This window comes from Halomonas sp. HK25 (assembly GCF_047795635.1).
In the GTDB taxonomy this organism is placed as follows: Bacteria; Pseudomonadota; Gammaproteobacteria; order Pseudomonadales; family Halomonadaceae; genus Halomonas.
The window spans coordinates 4,352,103-4,370,074 of sequence record NZ_CP181044.1 but is presented as its reverse complement, the minus strand read 5'-3'; the positions used below and the strand labels follow the sequence as shown (position 1 = coordinate 4,370,074).

At 54.5% G+C, this 17,972-nt stretch carries 19 protein-coding genes and 1 pseudogene; 10 read left to right on the top strand and 10 right to left on the bottom strand.

Annotation, left to right across the window (positions count from 1 at the left end; genetic code table 11):
* Positions 1 to 75: 75 nt before the first annotated feature.
* From ACM26W_RS20610 to ACM26W_RS20600, 3 genes are all read left to right on the top strand, one after another.
* On the top strand, positions 76 to 279 hold the full coding sequence (locus ACM26W_RS20610) for a hypothetical protein (protein WP_416138816.1): 204 nt from the start codon (positions 76 to 78) through the stop codon (positions 277 to 279).
* 29 nt (positions 280 to 308) lie between these two features.
* A complete protein-coding gene (locus tag ACM26W_RS20605; RefSeq protein ID WP_416138815.1) occupies positions 309 to 545 on the top strand; it encodes a hypothetical protein in 237 nt (78 codons plus the stop codon).
* Positions 546 to 626: 81 nt separating this feature from the next.
* The gene (locus tag ACM26W_RS20600; RefSeq protein WP_416138814.1) at positions 627 to 1,223 is read left to right on the top strand and encodes an antitoxin Xre/MbcA/ParS toxin-binding domain-containing protein; all 597 of its coding nucleotides are present in this window, start codon (positions 627 to 629) and stop codon (positions 1,221 to 1,223) included.
* Positions 1,224 to 1,741: 518 nt separating this feature from the next.
* Here the strand turns inward: ACM26W_RS20600 and ACM26W_RS20595 are convergent.
* A complete protein-coding gene (locus ACM26W_RS20595) occupies positions 1,742 to 1,918 on the bottom strand; it encodes a hypothetical protein (protein WP_416138813.1) in 177 nt (58 codons plus the stop codon).
* 134 nt (positions 1,919 to 2,052) lie between these two features.
* On the opposite strand from ACM26W_RS20595, the gene ACM26W_RS20590 reads away from it, so the two are divergent.
* On the top strand, positions 2,053 to 2,721 hold the full coding sequence (locus tag ACM26W_RS20590; RefSeq protein WP_416138812.1) for an SOS response-associated peptidase: 669 nt from the start codon (positions 2,053 to 2,055) through the stop codon (positions 2,719 to 2,721).
* A 334-nt stretch (positions 2,722 to 3,055) separates the two neighbouring features.
* Here the strand turns inward: ACM26W_RS20590 and ACM26W_RS20585 are convergent, their stop codons facing one another.
* Entirely contained in the window at positions 3,056 to 4,123 is a 1,068-nt protein-coding gene (locus ACM26W_RS20585) for a Y-family DNA polymerase (RefSeq protein ID WP_416140935.1), read from the bottom strand.
* A gap of 74 nt (positions 4,124 to 4,197) precedes the next feature.
* Here ACM26W_RS20585 and ACM26W_RS20580 point away from each other — a divergent pair, with 74 nt between their 5' ends.
* Positions 4,198 to 5,139: an IS1595 family transposase gene (locus ACM26W_RS20580; protein ID WP_416137616.1), complete on the top strand. Its 942-nt coding sequence runs from the start codon at positions 4,198 to 4,200 to the stop codon at positions 5,137 to 5,139.
* A gap of 4 nt (positions 5,140 to 5,143) precedes the next feature.
* Here the strand turns inward: ACM26W_RS20580 and ACM26W_RS20575 are convergent.
* Positions 5,144 to 5,365 (bottom strand): annotated as a pseudogene (locus tag ACM26W_RS20575) (Y-family DNA polymerase); the annotation flags it as partial.
* Between the two features lie 15 nt (positions 5,366 to 5,380).
* The gene (locus tag ACM26W_RS20570; RefSeq protein ID WP_416138811.1) at positions 5,381 to 5,821 is read right to left on the bottom strand and encodes a LexA family protein; all 441 of its coding nucleotides are present in this window, start codon (positions 5,819 to 5,821) and stop codon (positions 5,381 to 5,383) included.
* 271 nt (positions 5,822 to 6,092) lie between these two features.
* Between ACM26W_RS20570 and ACM26W_RS20565 the strand changes: the two genes are divergently transcribed.
* Both ACM26W_RS20565 and ACM26W_RS20560 read left to right on the top strand, forming a co-directional pair.
* Positions 6,093 to 7,529, top strand: coding sequence for an IS1182 family transposase (locus ACM26W_RS20565; protein ID WP_416138810.1), 1,437 nt, complete (start codon positions 6,093 to 6,095; stop codon positions 7,527 to 7,529).
* 289 nt (positions 7,530 to 7,818) lie between these two features.
* Positions 7,819 to 8,184: a hypothetical protein gene (locus ACM26W_RS20560; RefSeq protein WP_416138809.1), complete on the top strand. Its 366-nt coding sequence runs from the start codon at positions 7,819 to 7,821 to the stop codon at positions 8,182 to 8,184.
* 750 nt (positions 8,185 to 8,934) lie between these two features.
* On the opposite strand, the gene ACM26W_RS20555 is transcribed toward ACM26W_RS20560, so the two are convergent.
* Positions 8,935 to 9,555, bottom strand: a complete 621-nt coding sequence (locus ACM26W_RS20555) for a tyrosine-type recombinase/integrase (RefSeq protein ID WP_416138808.1) — start codon at positions 9,553 to 9,555, stop codon at positions 8,935 to 8,937.
* 229 nt (positions 9,556 to 9,784) lie between these two features.
* Between ACM26W_RS20555 and ACM26W_RS20550 the strand changes: the two genes are divergently transcribed.
* Together ACM26W_RS20550 and ACM26W_RS20545 are read left to right on the top strand one after the other, a co-directional pair.
* A complete protein-coding gene (locus ACM26W_RS20550; protein ID WP_416138807.1) occupies positions 9,785 to 10,891 on the top strand; it encodes a DUF262 domain-containing protein in 1,107 nt (368 codons plus the stop codon).
* Positions 10,891 to 11,385 (top strand): HEPN domain-containing protein, encoded by a 495-nt coding sequence (locus ACM26W_RS20545; protein WP_416138806.1) that lies wholly within the window; start codon positions 10,891 to 10,893, stop codon positions 11,383 to 11,385. The genes ACM26W_RS20550 and ACM26W_RS20545 overlap by 1 nt, the downstream gene beginning before the upstream one ends.
* A gap of 330 nt (positions 11,386 to 11,715) precedes the next feature.
* Here the strand turns inward: ACM26W_RS20545 and ACM26W_RS20540 are convergent, their stop codons facing one another.
* From ACM26W_RS20540 to ACM26W_RS20525, 4 genes are read right to left on the bottom strand one after another with little or no spacing between them, the layout of a single operon-like run.
* On the bottom strand, positions 11,716 to 12,729 hold the full coding sequence (locus tag ACM26W_RS20540) for a tyrosine-type recombinase/integrase (RefSeq protein ID WP_416138799.1): 1,014 nt from the start codon (positions 12,727 to 12,729) through the stop codon (positions 11,716 to 11,718).
* A complete protein-coding gene (locus tag ACM26W_RS20535; protein ID WP_416138801.1) occupies positions 12,722 to 13,696 on the bottom strand; it encodes a tyrosine-type recombinase/integrase in 975 nt (324 codons plus the stop codon). The genes ACM26W_RS20540 and ACM26W_RS20535 overlap by 8 nt, the downstream gene beginning before the upstream one ends.
* A complete protein-coding gene (locus tag ACM26W_RS20530) occupies positions 13,693 to 14,553 on the bottom strand; it encodes a tyrosine-type recombinase/integrase (protein ID WP_416138802.1) in 861 nt (286 codons plus the stop codon). Before ACM26W_RS20530 ends, ACM26W_RS20535 begins: the two co-directional genes overlap by 4 nt.
* Positions 14,532 to 14,945 carry a hypothetical protein gene (locus ACM26W_RS20525; protein ID WP_416138803.1) on the bottom strand — a complete coding sequence of 138 codons (414 nt, stop codon included), beginning with the start codon at positions 14,943 to 14,945 and terminating at the stop codon, positions 14,532 to 14,534. Before ACM26W_RS20525 ends, ACM26W_RS20530 begins: the two co-directional genes overlap by 22 nt.
* Before the next feature lie 261 nt (positions 14,946 to 15,206).
* Between ACM26W_RS20525 and ACM26W_RS20520 the strand changes: the two genes are divergently transcribed.
* Entirely contained in the window at positions 15,207 to 15,866 is a 660-nt protein-coding gene (locus ACM26W_RS20520; protein WP_416138805.1) for a DUF2971 domain-containing protein, read from the top strand.
* Positions 15,867 to 16,117: 251 nt separating this feature from the next.
* On the opposite strand, the gene ACM26W_RS20515 is transcribed toward ACM26W_RS20520, so the two are convergent.
* The gene (locus ACM26W_RS20515; protein WP_416138804.1) at positions 16,118 to 17,284 is read right to left on the bottom strand and encodes a hypothetical protein; all 1,167 of its coding nucleotides are present in this window, start codon (positions 17,282 to 17,284) and stop codon (positions 16,118 to 16,120) included.
* Positions 17,285 to 17,972 lie beyond the last annotated feature (688 nt).

Genomic DNA, 17,972 nt, shown 5'->3' with positions numbered 1-17,972 from the left:
GTGACTGGCGCCTATCTCATCAAACTTGGGAGCGGAAGGCCACGATCGATTGGTGAGAGGTGGACCCGAGCGTGCATGAGGCGGACGAAGTGGACGGCCAAGATGGGGGCGCAGGGTTGTCGCTACCTGGCTCAGGAAGATTCCGCAGGCTGCTACATGATGCCTCGGAGAAGAAAAACGGCCACCTCCGCCATCCCCGCCGAGCTGTTCACCAAGTTCCAGGCCAGCTTCTACGCTAAGCCCGTGGATGCGGTAGTGAAGGCGCAAGGGGTAGAGTAACCCCCTACACCGATAACGGAGAGAGTTGCGTGAGCACCGAACCCGAACTGATCCAGAGCCCGCTTAGCCAGGCCATCACCCGTGATGACCACACCCTGCAGGTCGATATCTACCGGCTGGAAGACGAGACTGACTGGCTGCTGGAAGTCATCAACGAGGGCGGCACCTCTCAGGTCTGGGACGAGCGCTTTCCCACTGACCAAGCCGCCCTGAACGAAGTGATATCCGCCATCGACGAGGAAGGCATCGAGGCCTTCCTCGATTGATCCGGCTTTCCCGGAAGGGGCGTGCCTGCCGATAGGTGCGCTACCATATAGCAAGCACACGAGTACAGGGGAAGCCAATCCATGACACCGCCTGCAAAACACCCCACAGACCCCCTCTCGCGGATCTTCGCCTACCGGGCCATCGACCTGCGCGACCGCTTCCCCCAGCCCGTGGAGACCTTCCGAGAGGCACTGGAATGCCTGCAAAGCGACCGTGCCTACATGGCCGCCATGAGCTGTGAGATCATCGCCTACCTGCGTGGCGGCTACTCCTTGACCATTCCCGACGATTTTTTCATACATCTCAGCTTGGAGATTGACGCAACCCTCGTGCCGCCAGAAGAAAACGATGCGGTGTGTGATAAGGTTGAGGCTTGGCTCTGCGCCACTCTCACTGCTCATGAGAAAGACCTGCCTGCAGTCATCCCAGTGGAAGAGCGCCCTTATACGCTAGACAAGCTGCTTGAGCGGTGTGATCTTCAGTCTCCACATCCTAAAGAGCTGGCAGCCTGGCAGGCGGCCATAGGGTTGTCTGAGGGTGATCGAACAGCGGCGGAGCGCTGGTTGCATAAAGAGGCCATGGGGCTTGGAGGGAGGCGCCCCATCGATGTCATGCAGGTAGAGCCCCAGCAGGTTCTGGATCTGATAGGCAGGATAGAACACGGAGTTTATACATAATCTCGAAGCCTCAAGGTCACAAACTCACCCTGCCTTCATCACCTACGATCGCCGGGCGTTCTGCGTTCACGCGCAACCACGTCTCACGCAGCGTAGAGTATTCGCCCCGAGTGATGACATCTAGCTGTAGGGTCCCGGATGACCCTGCCATGAGCCATTCCTCCAGATTAAAAAACTACGCTCAATCTTTATTCTTAGCGTAATGCGATTCCACTGCGCAAAGAAAAGTAAGCACTGCTTTCGCGCGCCGTTACCCACTGCCAAATTTTTTCCTTAACCGTTCGATGAGCACTTTTTCTTCCAAGGTCAACCGCTCTTGATATACATAGCGCCAGTTTCGCTTATAGAGTGCCCAGGCATCTTCTTCCGACATAGGCCAGTCACGAGGACGGTGCCAACAGATCAAGCGCAGCTCAGGATAGTCGTCCGGTATAATGCAGTCATCCATAATCAATACCTGAAATTCAAGCACGAGTAGTGCATGACAATCGATTATGCCTGAGCCAGCACTCGGGGCCCTACTCGTACTCAGCATTGGCGGCATCGCGCCCGCTGCCGACGCCCGCGTCCAAGGACATGCCGGATTTGGCCGGTAGCTGGGCGAGCCATTCACAGTGCACCTGATCGAAGTCGACCGACTGATATTGGTCGAAAAATCGTCTGGCATGCTCGTGATAGGGCAGCTCGCTCGACATGGTGTCACGTGCCTTGGACCAGATAGCGCCACGTTACCGCCCGGCCCAGTAGAATGCGATATGACGAGAGGCTGCCGGGCCGACCCTTGCCTCGGCGACCGCTGGTGGAATACGTAGCTCACAGGGGACCGACCATGTGTGGACGTTTTGCGCTCTACAGCGCCTATCCGAGCCTAGCTGCGTCACTGCGCCTGCCGCTGGAGGCCAACGAGGCTGACTTGGTGCCGCGCTACAATGTGGCGCCGGGCACCTGGATCTCCGCTGTGCGCAGGCTGGACGATGAGGGGCCTCTGCGTCTGGATGCGGTGTGGTGGAGCTATCGTCCTCGCTGGGCCGGAGAAGGCGCTCCCGAGCCCATCAACGCGCGGGTTGAGAAGGTCGCGACCTCGAGGTATTTCCGCGGTGCCTTTGCTCACCGCCGCTGTCTGCTGCCTGCCAACGGCTGGTTCGAATGGACGCTAGTCGATGGCAAGAAGCAGCCCCACTTCCTGACACGAGAGGATGGTGAGCCGCTCTGGTTAGCGGGTATCTGGTCGGATCGCTCGGACTGCAAGCCAGGGTGCGCCATCCTCACCGAGCCGGCACGGGGCGTTGTCGCGCAGGTTCACGATCGCATGCCGCTGGCACTAAATGCCGAGAGCCTCGCACCGTGGCTGGACCCAAACCTGACCGACCGCGAGACCCTGCGACAGGTCATTCGTCACCTCGACCCTCGACAAATCACGCATTGGCCGGTGAGTGCTCGCGTCAACGTGCCCATTCACGACGACGAGAGCCTGATCGCGCCGCTTACACCACGGTGAGACCAGCAATGACGCCGGATGCTGGCGTGTCCACCGGGGTAGCTGACGCAGCGCTCGATATGGGCATGACAGGCGCGGCAGCGAATCCAGAATCGCCCCTCGGCGCGCCACATGAACTCGAAGTGGGGCCAGGTTCTGGGCTTGTGGGTCAGACGCTGGCTCTGGCCGCAACCGCATATTAGCGCACAACCGCCATCATCCAACCAGGTCAGTACGATGGTCTCCATGCCGTGCCCCACTCGGTCAGTGTCCATGAGAGACACTGTGGACCAGGCGACAGCAGTGCGGTGTGAGCGATGTCGGAAAAACACGATGGCGTTTGGCTGACAGCGTGTCAGCGCAGGCGGGGGAGTTCGTCCCAGCGTGTCGTCCAGCGCGGCGTGCGATTGGCGCAGCGCAGGTGCCAGGCTGCTTTCGGTGAAGGACGCCCGAAGGTTACCGTACCGCGTCCCATCTTGTGGTTAAGCGTGTCTAGAGTCGCCATCAGCCGTTCGTTACGCTCGCGCTGTGCCCTGCTCCCGGGGGTATCGAGTAGCGAAAGCTGGGCGCGGTTGGCATCCACCAGGTCAACGAGCATGACGCCGGCCTTCATGAAGTGGTAGCGGGGCCGGTAGATGGCTGCGAACGCCTGGCTGGCCGCCTGCAGGATGTGGCGGCTGTCAGCAGTGGGCTGTGGCAGCTCCACCACTGCGCTCGGTGAGTACTGTGGCAGGTCAAGGCGGTGGCGGTTGGTCTTCAGGAAGACATAAACCGCTCGGGCCTGGCCGTCTTGCTGTCGCAGCTTCTCGGCACTGCGCTGGGCGAACTGGCGGATCGCCTGGTGAATCTCCTGACGGTTGTCGGTCAGCCGCCCGAAGGAGCGTGAGGTCATGATGCGCTGCCTGGCCTCGCCAGGATCATTCATCTCGATGCAGGGGATTCCCTTCAGCTCCATGCAGGTACGCTCCAGCGTCACTGAGAATCGCCGACGGATCTGCTTGGGGGCAGCCTGGGCCAGATCCCAAGCGCTATGCAGGCCGAGCAGTGCCAGGCGCTCTACCAGCCGGCGCCCCACGCCCCAGACATCCCCGAGGGCGACCTGTCGCAGCAGCCTCTCGTACTCCTCGCTGCCCAATCTCAGCACGCAGACACCGCTATAGATCGGCAGTTTCTTGGCCGCTCGGTTGGCCAGCTTGGCCAGTGTTCGCGTCGGTGCAATCCCGACGCTGACCGGAATATGCGTGAAACGCCGGACCTTGGTGAAGAGTTCCTGGGCATGACGGTGCATCTGCTCAGGAGAAAAGCCGTCGAAGCGGACGAACATCTCATCGATGGAGTAGGGCTCCACACCAGCGGAGAACTCCTCCAGCACCTGCTGGACCCGCGATGACATGTCGCCATAGAGCTCATAGTTCGACCTGATTACGCACTTTGTACAGCTACGCTGGCGGGGCCTGGACTATGCTGAAAGGTAAGGGTTTCTCAGGAGATACCGTCATGGCTCGCAATCCTATCCAGTTCCAGTCCGGTCTGTCATTGCCGGCATTTCTCGACCAGTACGGCACCGAAGCGCAGTGCCGTGCGGCCCTGTTTCAGCATCGCTGGCCCACGGGGTTTGTTTGCCCCGACTGCGGCAACACCACCGGCTGCCAACTCGCGCGCGGGGTGTACCAGTGCCATCACTGCCACCATCAGACCTCGCTGACTGCCGGGACCATCTTCCACGCCACGCACCTGCCGCTCACCACCTGGTTTCTGGCCATCTACCTGCTGACCCAACGCAAGAATGGCCTCTCGGCGCTGCAGCTGTCCCGCGAGCTCGGCGTCAGCTACAACACCGCCTGGAAGCTCAAGCACAAGCTGCTGCAGGTCATGCATGAGCGCAACCAGGGCGAGACGCTCACCGGACGCATCGAGATCGATGATGCCTACCTCGGCGGTGAACGGCCGGGAAAGCGCGGGCGCGGCGCTGAGCACAAGTTCCCGTTCGTCGCCGCGGTGCAGACCGATGAGGAGGGCCATCCCCAGCGCGTCCAGCTGCGTCGCGTAAGCGGCTTTACCCGCGCCGAGGTGAGGCGCTATGCCCAGGTCGCCATCGCGCCTGGCAGTCGGGTGGTCAGCGATGGCCTGGGGTGTTTCCGGGTCTTCGATACCCCGGCCTACACCCATGAGCGCTTCATCACTGGCGGTGGCCGTGCCAGTGCGCAGATCCCCGCCTTCAACTGGGTCAACACCGTGCTGGGCAACGTCAAGAACGCCATCACCGGCAGCTACCATGCCATCCGTGGACAACATGTGCCGCGCTATCTGGCTGAGTTCGAGTACCGCTTCAATCGGCGCTATGACCTCACGGCCATGATTCCGCGCTTTCTGACGGTGGCGGCCAGAACACCGCCGATGCCTTACCGGCTCCTGAAGCTGGCTGAGCCATATACGTAATCAGGTAGTTCGATGACAGCAACTGGATACGGCGCTGACGGAGAAGTGACTGCAGCTCAAAGGCAGGCGTGCCCATTTCCACGCCCAGCGCCTTCAGCTCGTTGGAACGGGCGATGACGCAGCCGTCGTTGTTGGAGAGCACGCCCACAGGAATACCCTCCAGCCGTGGCTGGAAGGCTCGCTCGCAGCTGACATAAAAGTTGTTGCAGTCGATCAAACCGATCATCCGCCTCTCCCCCGGCTAGACCGAATACTCGTGAACCACTGCCCGCACCACGCCCCAAGCCTGGCACTCCAGGTCCGCGGCCGGTATGGGCCGATAGGCGGAGTTGGCCGAAGTGAGGTAGGGACGGTTACCTATCAGCTCGTAGCGCTTCACCACCAGTTCGCCCTCCACCGACGCGACCAAGATATGCCCGGGGCGCGGCTCAATGGCGCTGTCGACCACCAATAGATCACCCTCCGAGATGCCCAGCGCCTCCATGCTGTCGCCGGTGACCGTCATGAAGAAGGTGGATGAGGGACGCTTCACCAGCCGCTCATTTAGGTCCAGGGTGCGCCCCTCGTAGTCCTGTGCCGGGCTGGGGAAGCCCGACAGCCCAGCCCTGGTGAGGGGCAGGGGATAGGGCAAGGGCTGTACTGGCGGGGCTGGATCAGCAGGGGTGAGCTTGGCATGTGGCATGGTGGACTCCTATCAATACCTGATATTTATACAGTATCAGGTAGGAAGGCCCGGGCTGCCAACCCCATCCACCACGAAGGTCGCGAGCAGGCATAGCATGATGCTGCTAACCTGACTGAGGATTAGGCGCAGCAAGGGAGTGCAAAATGGAAGCTCATACCCGTCGATGCAGACCCCTTTACTGGCTCTGGTGCTATGCCGGGTTACGACCGAGGCTGTGTGAAAACGCACCGGCCGCTATACTTTGCCAAGGTCCGCTGAGGAAATGGCGATGAAGCGATTCGTGGTTGGAGAAGCCCGAGATCAAAGTACGTTGTTCCCCGTGCTTTTGGACGACTTCATCGCCGACGATAATCCGGTTCGTGCCATTGAGGCGTTTGTGGAGGGTCTCGATCTCAGAGGACTTGGATTCAAGGGTGTCGATCCGCACGCGACAGGAAGACCGGCCTATCACCCCGCCGTTCTTCTGAAGCTCTACATCTATGGCTATCTCAATCGAATCCAGTCAAGTCGCCGTCTGGAGCGCGAGACACAGCGCAATGTCGAGCTGATGTGGCTAACGGAGCGCCTGACACCAGATTTCAAGACGATTGCGGACTTCAGAAAGGACAATGGCGAGGCCATCCGCCGTGTCTGTCGAGAGTTCATCGTGCTTTGCCGGCGACTGGAGCTGTTCTCCCAAGCCATCGTTGCCATCGATGGCAGCAAGTTCAAAGCGGTCAACAACCGCAACCGTAATTTCACCGCGACCAAGATGAAGCGTCGCCTTGAGCAGATCGAAGAAAGCTTCAACCGGTACCTTGGTCAGCTTGACGCAGCCGATCGCGAGGAGCCTGCACTGGCCGAGGCCAAGACAGCGCATCTGAAGGAAAAAATCACGAAACTCCGGAAAGAAACTGCACGATTACAAGCAGTTGAGGAGGCGAGGCTGAAGTCTCCCGATCAGCAAGTATCCTTGACGGATCCGGATGCCAGAGCTATGGCCACCAGTGGCAGAGGTACTGGAAATGTGGGTTACAACGTACAGACTGCGGTCGATAGCCAGCACCATTTGATTGTGGCCCATGAGGTGACTAACGTCGGGCATGACCGGGGGCAGCTCTCTAACATGGCCAAGCAAGCGCGGGAGGCCACTGGCATCAAGGAGCTGAAGGTCGTGGCTGATAGAGGCTACTTCAAGGGCGAGGAGATTCTGGCCTGTCACAAGGAAGGGATCACTACCTATCTCCCCAAGCCGCTGACATCACCAAACCAGGCAAAGGGCTTTTTCCCAAGAGACGCATTTCGATACCTCCCTGACAGTAATGAATACTCCTGCCCCGCTGGACAGCGGCTGACATGGCGGTATGAAACGATAGATAAAGGGATGAAGCTGCATACATACTGGAGTTCGGAATGTGCAAGCTGCTCCATGAAGGAGAAATGCACGACTGGCAAACAGAGGCGTATAAGGCGCTGGGAACACGAAGATATACTCGAAGCTGCGCAGTCACGCCTCGATTGGAACCCAGAGATAATGCGCCTGAGACGACAAACGGTGGAGCATCCCTTTGGCACGCTGAAGGCGTGGATGGGGGCGACACACTTTACGACCAAACGGTTAAAAAATGTGAGCACCGAAATGAGTCTTCATGTGTTGGCGTACAACCTCAAGCGTGTCATAAAAATCTTGGGAGTCAATGGGTTGATGAGGGCGGCCAGGGCGTAACAGCCCTTTTTCGCATGTTTTTAAGCGCTATAAGGGCGAGATATGTGCTTTCTGGTGTCGTCATGATTTCCCGATCTCACAACAGCATCAGTCGGCAATCATCCAAGCAATGGCTTTTTGTGGGCTCAACAGTAAGCTGAGGGGGAAGATTTTTGAGTCAGGCCAGATTTTTTCTGTTTTCACACGGCCAGGACCCAAAGCTGACACTCGGGAAAAGGCAGAAAGTACGCTCACTGGTGTTATTGAGCCATTAACATCACTAGATAAAAATCATCGTGAGGAGGTATTTATGAACTTAGAAGCACTTAAGGAAATTGTCGATAATAATGTAAAACTACTTGTAGATTCTTCCCGAGACAACATTGCGGACGAAAGCACGGTTATTGGTATTGCAAAATACGCCCTCGGCAATGGATATGAAAAATTATCAGCGCATCAAAAATACCATTTTGATAACTGTATCAGACCCTTGATTGAGAATATCCAGTGCTCGGGGTACAGTCATGAGTTTGAAGAAGTGCCTCGTGAGTGCCATAATATTCTAGATGATGATGACCTCGTGGAATATTATCAGCAGGGTGGGAAGTATTGTGAGAGTTGTGAGGCTCAAGCTTCAGTCGACGCTCATTCTAAAGAATCCTTTTTTCGGGATTGAAGTGACCACAAACAAGCGTTGCCGTAGAACGGTGCCAGAAAAGCAATTGAGGTCACATGACATCAGAGGACTATTTCGTTGAAGGGCTACATGCTGCACTTGGAGGGCTTGATCAAGAGCGCTGCCCGTACATGCCTTATGAATCTGCCTCTAGCGCTGAATGTTTAGCTAGGCTCAACTGGTGTTACGGGTGGCAATTTGGACGTTTCACGATGAGCCTGTCTCTTCGCAGAGACAGTAGGGATAAGGTGGAGCTGGCAGTGCAGAGGATCCACAAGTATCAGAAAGCTTATCAAAGCGCTTGTGATCTTGCTAACCAAGGGCTCATACAGTCACGGCTCAAGTGCGTTCTCTCGAAGCGGGAGGTACATAGGATTGCTGCATTTCTATTAATAATGCCAGAAAATAAACTGTTGGAGGATCTGCAATACGAGTTGTATCTTCCAATGCGCGCCAGTGAGGCCCCATACAAATTTAAGCTGTTTGATCGCCAGCTTGCAGTGTTCGGAAAAAATTGTGACGAAAGTACACTACGTCGGCTGCTCCAATGGTATGGAGATCGGCATGGTGTCAAGGCTGCATGGCGTGAGTATGTGCATGCTGCTTCGGTAGACTTCCCGCCTTAATTTACCATATAAGAAATCCTATTCGTCATAAGTTATACAGAAAATTTTGTCAAGTCCGTAACACCTCAGTGTCTCTTTATGGCTGATGGCGACGGCATAGTAGCTGTGCCGTCGCTGGTTTCTATTAGACCTCGGTCTGCTCAGCCATTGCCAATGCGTCATCCATCTCAATCCCTAAGTATCTTACGGTGCTTTCGAGTTTCGTGTGGGCTAAGAGCAGTTGAACGGCCCTCAGGTTTTTCGTTTGGCGATAAATTAGCGATGCCTTGGTGCGTCGCAACGTGTGAGTACCATAGGCTGAAGGCTCTAAGCCAATAGCGGTTACCCAGGATTTAACGATGCGCGCGTACTGCCGCGTAGACAAGTGACACGAACTGTTCAGGCGACTTGGAAACAAGTAGTCATCGTTACGGAGATGTGCGAGCTGCATCCACTCTTCTAAGACAGTGCGTGTCTGCTCGGTTATCTCAAATTGTACTGGCCTCTTCGTTTTCTGCTGCGTGACGATGGCTCTTGAACACACATGGTTGCCATGGGATACATCTCGCACACGTAATTTGACTAAGTCGCAGGCTCTCAGTTTGCTATCGATCGCTAGCTCAAATAGCGCCAGATCACGTGTCTTATCAGCAAGCTGCAGTCTGACACGAATGGCCCAAATGTCTTTGAGGCGAAGCGGGGTTTTCTGACCAACTAGCTTGCCTTTGTTCCAAGGCTCGCGGGTAGCTGCTCTTGATGTGTTCATGGTATGGACCTCCTCGGGTGGAGTGTATAGGATGGTCCAAAACATGCTCGACGTGTGCTGGAGTCAGCTGTCAGTGTCGATCCAACTCAAAGCGACCATGTTGACAAAGGCGGTATGCTCATTTTTCCGCGCTATGCGAACGCGCTGTGGTTGATGTTATACTGACAGCTATACGATTTGCTGTTCGTCGGCGATATAAAGCAGCTTTGTATCTTTTGGAGAAGTCAGCGTGATTGATGAACAAGGCGAGAATGTCGAAGAAATCGAACTAACAGCTGAAGAGCTTGAGGATATCTCCTCGGTCTCGTCAGACGCTAAGCCTATTTCGTATACGGGCCAGGATTTCGATGTCGACGGCTTGATCAAGCGACTACTTAAGCGAGATATCCTTATCCCCACCTTCGGTCATGATGATCAGGATATTGAAGCGGCGGGGTTCCAGCGTGCTTTTGTTTGGCGTCGCCCTCAGATGGACAAGTTCATTGAATCTATCCTTTTGGGGTATCCAATTCCTGGCGTATTTCTTGTCAAGCAATCTGATAATCGCTATCTAGTACTTGATGGGCAGCAACGGCTTCTAACGCTCAGGTTTTTCTACGAAGGCATCTACGAAGGACGAGAATTTGCACTGAGGAATGTCGCCGATGACTTCAATGGTCTAACTTATAAGAAGCTACCAGACGACCTTCGGAGACAATTTGATAATACGTTTATCCAAGCCATAATCGTTACAAGTGACGGCACGACTGAATCTCTGGAATCCATATATAGGATTTTTGAGAGACTGAACTCGGGCGGCACCCAGCTAACGCCACACGAAATAAGAGTTGCGCTGTACGCCGGGTCTTTCATAGACTTTTTGGAAGAGCTAAATTCGAATGCGGCGTGGAGAAGTCTGTATGGCAAAAAGTCCCCAAGGCTGCGCGACCAAGAACTAGTACTTCGAATCTTTGGCCTCGTTGCGAAACCTGGTATTTATAAGCGGCCCTTGAAAAAATTCCTGAATGATATTGTGGCCCAGTTTCGAAACGAATCCCGGGGCAGTCATATTGGTTTCGCCGAAGCGTTCGAGTGTGCTAGCCAGATTATTCTCGATACTGTAGGGGGAGATGCTTTTCGCACCGGCTCACAGGTTAATGCAGCTTTGGCAGAGGCTGTAATGGTTGGTTTAATTCGTCGTTTGTTAGACAAGGGCGAGCCCAAAACGACCGGTATCTCCGGAGTCATTGAGGAAATCAAAAACCAAGCACGCGACGCAATATCGAGATCAACTGCTGATGAGAGCCAAGTGATTTCTCGCATTACAATTTCTACTAACTTGTTTAATGGAGTGTAATGGTGTGGAACGACTCCTGGCCCTCACGTGCCTTGGTAGACTTGGAACGGTCTATAACTTCTTTAGAGGCACTGGTTCATAACCAAGATCCGTCTGAACCAGTTTCTGCTGAGTTATCCCGATTCTTAGTGGTCAGAACCTGTGGATATTTGGAGCAGTCCATAGAGGAATGCTGCCGTTCGTACTTAAAGAGTAAGTCGGATCCAAGAAGTGCAGCATTCGGCGAGAGTTGGCTCGGGCGTGGAGCAAACCCACGCCCTGATTCCCTTATAAAGCTTGTGAAGAGATTTGACAGTGCTTGGGCTGACGATCTCGAAGCGTTACTCAGTGCCGAAGATGAACTGCTAAAAAGAGAGATTGAGTACCTCGTCGATAAGCGTAATAGAATTTCTCACGGTCTGAACCAAGGTGTGGGGCAGCGAAAGGCGCTTAACTTGGTTCCCTTTGCGCGTCGAGTCACTAACTGGTTTATCTTTATGTTTGACCCAAGGTGATGAAATATCAATCGCATTATTTGATGCCTAGGGTGCTCGTTCAGTGTGCGATGATAATTGTGGATATAGATTATGGTGTTTTGAACTCGGCATACCAGAGGCGGTGCTACATATTTGATAATTTACAATGCAGTGCTCAACTGGCGCACGTGGCTAGTCTAAGTTGCTTTTGTTCAAATTATCTATTTCTAAAAGTCTGCGTTTGGCCGTTATGTATAGCTATACATAACGGCCATTATGCATAGCACTCAATTATGAATAGTGACCCAGTGGCGAGCATGCCTGAGCCCAGTTAGAGCAGCACCAGGGATGCTCGCGAGCTATCCATAATTACAGCGTCTTCAAGAACTCTAGCAGCGAGTCCGAAGCCCGATAGCGAATGGGTTTGTTTCCTGGATCCTGTAGCCTGGCCAGTGCCTGGTCTTTCATCGCAAGGTCTGCCTCCACGTATTGGTGTGTCGTTGTGGGACTCTCGTGACCCAGCCACAGTGCGATCACACTGATATCCACTCCTGATTGCAGTAAGTGCATGGCTGTTGTGTGCCGAATCGTGTGAGGCGAGATATGGCGCTTGGCTAACTCGGCGTCCGTCGTGGTGGCTGCCTTAACTGCCAATGCCAGGCGTTTCGTTACGTTATTCCGCGTCATTGCCTCACCGTCCCGGTTTGGCAACAGTGCTGAGGAGGCGACTAGCAAGGGGTTTCGTTTCAGCCAGGCCCGGATTTCCTTGGTCGTAGAACGCCACAGCGGAACCACACGCTGCTTGCGACCCTTGCCATGCAGGTGCACACAGGCAGCGCCATCGAGTACTACGTCAGCCACGCGCACCCCGATGATTTCGGACACCCGCGCGCCGGTATTGTAGAGCAACCCCAGCAGCAGGTGATCGCGCTGACTGCCCCAGCTATTGCCCGGCGTGCCAATGACAGCGAGCATCTCCTCGCGTGACAGGAAACCGAGCATGGGCCGCTCGAAGCGCTTCATCGGCACCCCGAGTGCGCGCTCGATGACGTGCAGCGACGAGACATCGCGATGCGCCGCGAATTTCAGGAATGCCCTCAGGGCCGCAAGCCGTGCATTCCGGCTGCGCACCGTATTGTGCCGCTCCTGTTCCAGATGGTTGAGAAAGGACAGGATCAACTCCGGCGTGATGTCAGCGAGTTGCATCGTCGTTGGTGACTTCGCGTGGTGCGTGGCCGAAAAGTCCAGAAACAGCAGGAACGCATCGCGGTACGCCGCCACCGTGCGCGGGCTCAAGGCCCTCTGTTGGACCAGATGCTCCGTAAAGAACGCTTGCACGAGCGCCGGGAAGGTTAGCGATGCCGAGGGCCTAAGGCTATTCATTGTTAGCTTCCAATGTTGCGGAGAAGCGCTCGAATTTATTGCCGGCCAGTGTCATCAACTCGGGCACCCCGGTGAGATACCAGTAGGTGTTCGATATCTTCGCGTGGCCCAGATAGGTCGAGAGTGCCAGCATCGCCTGGTCAATATCGATGCCTTGCGCGTACCACAGCATTACCCGGCGCACGACGAAGCTGTGACGTAAATCGTGGATGCGTGGGCCCCCATGGGCGCCGCGATCAACCCAACCTAATTGATCGCGTAGCGCGATGAAGACCCGATGCACTTGGCGATCGCCCAGAGGTTGGCCTAACCCCTGACCGTGTGTGCCGACGAAGAACGGGGTTTTGAGGATGGTAGGGAGTTGCCGACTCCGTCGTTGTCGGTAGCACCCCATGGCCTCCACTGTGCTTGGATGTAAAGGCAGCAGGCGCGACTTGGCGAACTTGGTTTGGCGCACCGTCAGCGTGCCTGCGCTCAGGTCGACATCACGGTCCAACAGGTTCAGCGCCTCCGAGACCCGCAAGCCAACCGAGGCAATGAGTCCGAATAGTGTCTCGAAGGTGGCCGGTCGCAGCCCCCCTCGCGGGTTCAAACCACGCGCCGCAGTCAGAAGATCGACGATGTCGTTCTCACTGTAAATGTGTGGTGCCACCCGTCCAGGTATCGGCCCGAAAATCGAGTCGTCGGGCACCTCTGTCTGTGGTTCGAACTGTCGCATCCAGCGGGTGAATGGCCTCAGGCTCTTGATCCGTCGGGCACTGCGGCTTGGCTCGTGGTTCTGCACCTTGTCCTGGCGGGCCCAGTCGACCATGATATCGACGGTCAGCGGCCCCTGGTGGCCCTCACTGGCCACGTAGCGGGCGAAGCTGGCCAGGATCAACCCCATGGCGTGCAGCTCGAAGCCCAGACGACGGCGCTCGGCAAGGTAGTCGTCAACCTTTGCCTGCAAATCGGTGCGTGCACTCATGACGCGCTCCCGGGCCATGGCAACGACACCTCGGCTAGACTCAAGTGATCGAGCTTGGCATAGATTAACGAGGTATTTAACGAACGATGGCGCAGCATATCAGCCACCTCTTTGAGGGAACTGCCGTGATCCAGCAGCTGGCATGCCAGCGTGTGGCGTAGCGCATGAGTACGACCATGTGTTAGGCCGATGCGGCGGTAGGCATCGCGTATCACGCGTCGAATAGCATCCACGCCGAGGGGTTGGTCTCGCGGCGCCAGGTGGCGAACAAAGACTGCCGGGTTCGTGGTCCTCGGACGTTCGTGACGAACATAGTCGGCCAGCGCTCGTCCCGTGATCGCCGGCAGAGGCAAGATGTCCTGACGCAACGACTTGGTACGCTTGATCATGACGGTGCCGGCGCGCCAGTCAATGTCAGCCAGTTCAAGCTTGGCCACTTCGCTGCATCGCAGCCCCATGTCCAGTGCACAGCGCACGATGGCGTAGCCTCGCCGACGCGACGGCAGCGAAGAAGAGAACGAGTCGAGCAGGAGATCCACCTCAGCAGGGTCGAGCGCGCGCGGCAGCGATGCCAGGCTCCAGTGAGCAGGTGAGTTGATCACGCCAAGCAGTCCCTGTACCCGGTCACCGCAAGTGGTCCGGTAACGGAAGTAGGCGCGCAGCGCCGAGGCCAGACTGGCGGCGTTGGAGGTCGTGCGACAAAGGTCCAACTGCTCGGCGATGAATTGGCGCACGTCATCGGGCTGTAGCTCGCCGATCACGATGGGGAGGCCGACAAACTTGTGCAGCAGCAGGCGCTGTACGATCCGTATCCGCCCACGACGTGTACTTGCGCTCAAACCACGCACCTTGAGCATGTGCTCGTCGTAGCCGCGCAGTTCGTCGGCGATGTAGCCGGCCGGGGGGTTGGTTCAGCGATCACCCCCTGCTCGCGCAACACGACCAGCAGGTGGACGAGCGCGGCACGCAGAACGTGAGGCACACGCATCACCGGCGGCGAGCAATCGCAGCGCGGCAGATGGTGAACCAAGAACTGCGCGACCATGTGCTCGTCTAGCCGGTGTACCGGCAAGTTTCCCTGCGACATCCACTGGGCAAAGTGGGCGATACAGGAAATGTAACCTTTGATCGTCTTGGCCGCGTAGCGCCCATTTTGCAGGTGCGTGGTAAAGGCGTGGACGTGTGGTGCGAGTGGACTTTTGAGAAGCCACGCTTGATGCGTGGGAGGAATCGAAGCGGAAAGGTTCATGATGGTCTCCAGTCGGTGGAGCCACCAGTTCTAATGATTGCTCAAATTATGTCTACCATCCGAGTGTCACCGATCCCACAGAGCTAGCGTCCATCAGGTTCGCCAGCCAAACTTGCCTGGAAACTATTCATAATTGAGTGCTATGCATAATGGCCGGATCGAGAACTTTTGGCTATGCTGTTGTGGTGGTTGATGAAATTTCCGACCCAGTGCCGACCTTGCTGAAAATACTCTTGGCGAATCTATCTATGTTAAGTGCCTATGAAACTCTATAAATTTCGTTCTCTTGCTAACATTGAATACACGCTCGACATACTGTTGAATGAGCGATTGCATTGTGCATCATATAAAAAACTCAATGATCCGTTTGAGGGTATTTTTCTATCAGTTATGCATGTTGGCGGCTTACTTAATAGTGGGCCTCTGAATTTTGCACCACTCGGAGGCCACCGCACCGTTAAGAAGCCACAATCAATATCTGAGCTTCCTATTCCTGGTGGAACACGAGTGTGCAGTCTTTCTGCAGAAAAGTCTGACGTGCGTATGTGGTCCCATTACGCGGGTGGTCATACCGGAATAGCAATTGAAATAGAATTGGAAGTGGGTGCGAAATTTTTGTATAAGGTTGATTATGTTGATCAGCTAAGAGAGTTTTCTTGCTCTCTTTTGACTGCACCTGAATCATACGAGATACTGAAGATAAAAAGCAAGCATTGGGAGTATGAAAAAGAATATCGGATAATATCGGATGAGGGTTTTTTCTGCATTTCCGGAAGGATTGCTGGAATCCACTTGGGCCTCAGAACATCTGAAAATATGCGGGAAATGTTGTTGCGTGTTATAGGTAAATCCTTCCCTATATATTCCACTAAGCTCAATGAGCGAGAAATAGCAGTTGAGCTTAACAAGCAGATTAATTAAGTTGCTTTGTGCTAGGCGATCGGGGAGATGCTACATTTTCTCACGCGTGCTGTTGGCGTTATACGGGGACTCTCTGGTCGTCTTCTTCTGGCCGAATGTGACTGCTTGACCCTGAGCAGTTACTCAGCTACCAACAGCTCATTCCTAGCTAGCGATATATGTCGCTAGAGTCGAAGTGTCTCCGTGCCCATGCTTGCCACATGATATAAAACAGAAATTTAATAATCTTCCGCAGCATCCGGACTGATTCCCTAGGAAGAAAGTTTCTGTTGGTTCAGTAGCGCCGGTGCTTCCTTTTCATTAATGACGATTTCACCATTTATTATGTAAACTTCGATCTCATCTTTATTGGCAAGCTGTGATAGGAAGTCAAAGCTTTCCAGCTTAGCATCAAGCAGGCCATTGAGTTGTACCTCGATGTCGGCAATTGTCTCGATCTGCCGAGAATGCACTTTCTCCAAATCCTCAATAGTCCAGTTGCCCATGCCGTAGCCGTTTTGGTGTTGGAGGATAAGCCTTTCGTATTCCTTAACCCCTTCCTTGTGCGCCTTAATCCTGCCTTCAAAGACTCTGTAGATTGTGTCTTTCACTCGGATGACCGACTGCTTGCTGCGCTCGATATTGCTTGGTGAGTAATTTCCGCTCAGAACTATTTGGCAAATTTTTCCGGCAACAAACCGCTCATAAGCGGCAAAGACGTTGTGCCTCATTATCTGGCGCAAAAACTCAATCGGGTCATAGTTAGATTTACCCCAGTTCGGACCCTGAACTTCAACAGACACGCCATTGAAAGTACGGTGCGGCACAGGTTTGGTTTGGCTCTCTCTATCCAGCTCCTCCCGCATGATGATCAAAAGCTCAAGGCACTCATCAGTGTTATTCACCATTCGGGACAGATTCAAACGAATCATGTCTTGATCCATTTCAGGGATGCTCTCAAAGCAGTCCAGAATCACCTCGGATATTCGCTTAAGCTTCGCGTGATCGCCAACGATCTGGCGATTTCTAATGTCTGCACATACGTTGGAAATGTATTCAAGGCGATTCTGAATTGCGCCGTACATTCCCATCGTCAACAGCATGGGCAGAAAATTAGACGCAACCGGAACATCAATGCGCTCAAGTCCCGCTGCGGCTACGATTTGGCCCTTCTCAACGACGCTGGTTGTGTTCAGACCGGACAGCTCGCCCGAGCAAATAGTCATCAGGCTTTTTGGCGAGCCTTGCTTAAAAACTACGCGATAGAAGTCCTCGCCGGTTGAACCTCCGATGCTTTTGAGAAAATGGCGATTTAACTCTCCACCCCAAGGCGCATTCATATAGTAAACTGGATTACTAATGAGTTTCTTTAGTTGAGGTGCGCGTTCAAATAGTATTTCGATGCTCTTTTCCCACTTTTTCAGCTTTCTCTCTTCCATGGGTAGTGCCTCCAAAAAAGTTAGTGTGCTTGACGAAGATAAAAAGATTGTTGGTAACCAGCACTTCTGCACCCGATGTCGGGAATTGCCGGATGCAGAACTCGAGGCTACACTCATAGAGCTGGTTTAGCAACTGACGACAAAACATGCTAGCCCGGCTAATAAACGCTACAGCTGTTTTTTATCTCTTGGCTTTGGTTGGTTCTTCGAGTAAGTCTTCAATACCGATCCGGGAGCGCACTTTGCACTTGCACTACTGTCTTTGCCCTTCTATGTGTTTTTCATGATCAATACGACGATGAACAGCCTACTCTACGGGCGGGAGAAGACGGGATACCTTGCACTCCAATCTCTCATCACGAACGTGACCGTCTATGGCACTGCATATGCACTGTTTGTCGGAGGTTGGCTTGATCCTAGCTTGGAGGGCATTGCAATTCTATTCAGCATAGGCATCCTCGTGGACACCTTGGTTACATGGTGGCTGCATAACCGATACTTCAGAGAGTCACATTATGCAACCTAACAAGTTATTCGTATCGACTCTTTATTTTGTTCAGAGCAGGTCAGTTTGACTGCTATATAACAGAGAAGTATCAACGTCCGCTTCTGGCCGTTATGTATAGCTATACATAACGGCCATTATGCATAGCACTCAATTATGAATAGTTTCCAGGCAAGTTTGGCT

Coding starts and splice junctions, on each gene's coding strand:
- ACM26W_RS20560 (WP_416138809.1), top strand. CDS start 7,819: ATGAACTTAGAAGCACTTAAGGAAATTGTCGATAATAATGTAAAACTA.
- ACM26W_RS20545 (WP_416138806.1), top strand. CDS start 10,891: ATGGTGTGGAACGACTCCTGGCCCTCACGTGCCTTGGTAGACTTGGAA.
- ACM26W_RS20520 (WP_416138805.1), top strand. CDS start 15,207: ATGAAACTCTATAAATTTCGTTCTCTTGCTAACATTGAATACACGCTC.
- ACM26W_RS20555 (WP_416138808.1), bottom strand. CDS start 9,555: ATGAACACATCAAGAGCAGCTACCCGCGAGCCTTGGAACAAAGGCAAG.
- ACM26W_RS20530 (WP_416138802.1), bottom strand. CDS start 14,553: ATGCTCAAGGTGCGTGGTTTGAGCGCAAGTACACGTCGTGGGCGGATA.
- ACM26W_RS20540 (WP_416138799.1), bottom strand. CDS start 12,729: ATGAATAGCCTTAGGCCCTCGGCATCGCTAACCTTCCCGGCGCTCGTG.
- ACM26W_RS20590 (WP_416138812.1), top strand. CDS start 2,053: ATGTGTGGACGTTTTGCGCTCTACAGCGCCTATCCGAGCCTAGCTGCG.
- ACM26W_RS20580 (WP_416137616.1), top strand. CDS start 4,198: ATGGCTCGCAATCCTATCCAGTTCCAGTCCGGTCTGTCATTGCCGGCA.
- ACM26W_RS20565 (WP_416138810.1), top strand. CDS start 6,093: ATGAAGCGATTCGTGGTTGGAGAAGCCCGAGATCAAAGTACGTTGTTC.
- ACM26W_RS20595 (WP_416138813.1), bottom strand. CDS start 1,918: ATGTCGAGCGAGCTGCCCTATCACGAGCATGCCAGACGATTTTTCGAC.
- ACM26W_RS20515 (WP_416138804.1), bottom strand. CDS start 17,284: ATGGAAGAGAGAAAGCTGAAAAAGTGGGAAAAGAGCATCGAAATACTA.
- ACM26W_RS20535 (WP_416138801.1), bottom strand. CDS start 13,696: ATGAGTGCACGCACCGATTTGCAGGCAAAGGTTGACGACTACCTTGCC.
- ACM26W_RS20525 (WP_416138803.1), bottom strand. CDS start 14,945: ATGAACCTTTCCGCTTCGATTCCTCCCACGCATCAAGCGTGGCTTCTC.
- ACM26W_RS20610 (WP_416138816.1), top strand. CDS start 76: ATGAGGCGGACGAAGTGGACGGCCAAGATGGGGGCGCAGGGTTGTCGC.
- ACM26W_RS20600 (WP_416138814.1), top strand. CDS start 627: ATGACACCGCCTGCAAAACACCCCACAGACCCCCTCTCGCGGATCTTC.
- ACM26W_RS20570 (WP_416138811.1), bottom strand. CDS start 5,821: ATGCCACATGCCAAGCTCACCCCTGCTGATCCAGCCCCGCCAGTACAG.